Consider the following 1658-nt stretch of genomic DNA (forward strand, 5'->3'; position numbering starts at 1 on the left):
ATTTTTTTCTACTCATTCTTTTTCCCTTAATTCATTTAATATATAGTAAGGAAGAGAGGAAATATTTCTACTCTCCTCTTACTATATGATACTAACGTTCAGCTTTACGCTTCCAAACTAGAAGTCCAGCAAGTCCTAGAGCTAGGGCAGCAAGTACTCCAAAGATTGAAGATCCTTCAGAACCTGTATTTGGCAATGTTTTCTTAGGTTCTGCTGGAGGAACGGTTCCACCTGGTGGCGGAGTTTGTGGTTTTTCTGGTGTTGGTGGTGTTGGTGGGAACACCACAACTGTGTTGGTAGGCTGTGGCTTTGGATTATGGTTAAAGCTTACTTCAGCTTTATTAGGAACACCACCAGTAAATTTTGTAAAATCTGTTCCTTCTTTGAAGTTAGTGTAAAGTACAAGACGTACAGTACTTCCCTTCAAGGCTTCAAGAACATCCTTGTCGCTGATTTCAAGAGTCACAAGATTTTCAGTTTCATCGTAAGTAACAGTGGCAATTGCTTCTAATTCTTTACCTACTAATTCACCACGATCATTTGAAGACTTACTCAATTTATCAATAGCTGCTTGAAGCTTAGTTTGAGCTTCTTTTAGTTTCTTGATTTCATTTTCAAGTTTCTCTTGTTGTTGTTTCTTATCAGCTGGTGCTAATTCTGCTTCTTTCTCAGCTGGTGCTTGAAGTTTAGACAAGTTTTCTTCAGCTGCTTTCAACTCTGCTTCCAAGCTTGCAAGATCTTGACTTGGCTCGCTAGTTGCAGGTTTCTTATCTTCTGTTGCAGAAGAATCAGATGTAGCTGGAGTTGTTTCTTCAGTAGCTGTTGCTGGAGTAGCTGGTGTTGTAGTTTCAGCTGGTTTAGCTGGCTGCGCTGCCTTAGCTGCTTCCAACTTCGCTTTCAATTCAGCTACTTTCGCTTCCGCTGCCTTGAGCTCTTCCTTCTTACCAGTCTCTGTTGAAGCCTCTTCTGTTGACTTGCCTGTCAAAGCTTTGAGTTCTTTCTCTGCTTGATCAAGTTGAGCTTGAAGAGCTGCTTTGATCTTGTCAAACTGAGCATTTTCAACTTTAAGAGCGATACGATCTTTGTTGACTTTCAAGACTGAATCGATTTTATCAGTGATCGTAAAGCTAGTCAAGTCTGTCTTGATAAGACGACCATATTGATCCTTCTTAGCATTTCCGTTTTCATCTACAGGATCTGTTGGAACCGGTGTAGTGATATCGAATCGGAAGGTATCTAAAGCGTTTGGCAAGTGGTATTCTTTATCAGGTTTAGATCCATCTTCTGGCCCAACAGACTTAGCTGGTTCACCTGGTGTTGGATCTGTTGGTGTTTCTGGGTCACGCGGTTTCACCGTTACCGGTTTTGATTCCTTGCTACCAGATTGACCATTGGCATCCTTGAAGTTAACACTTGCTTTGTTTGGTACCAATTGATCCTTATAAGGAGTCAAATCGCTATTCGCTTTGAGTTTAGCTGGGATGTACAATTGAATCTCTTTGAAGCCTTTTAGTCGAGCGAAATCTTTCACTTTTACAGTGACAGTGTTTCCTTCAACACTTGTTTCAAGAGCTCCATTTGCATCACGTCCATCTACATAAGCTACTGGCGTATCAGCGATTGCCAAAACAGATTCAAGTGTATCTGTTACGGTGAAC

Annotated in this window: 1 protein-coding gene; it reads right to left on the reverse strand. The window is 41.0% G+C overall.

Features of this window, described 5'->3' with window-relative positions:
* Positions 1 to 91: 91 nt before the first annotated feature.
* Positions 92 to 1658: isopeptide-forming domain-containing fimbrial protein (locus HMPREF2655_RS02860; RefSeq protein ID WP_142352110.1), on the reverse strand; the 1567-nt coding region annotated here is incomplete at its 5' end.

The sequence above is a fragment of the Streptococcus sp. HMSC066F01 genome (assembly GCF_001837335.1).
Lineage (GTDB): Bacteria > Bacillota > Bacilli > Lactobacillales > Streptococcaceae > Streptococcus > Streptococcus oralis_S.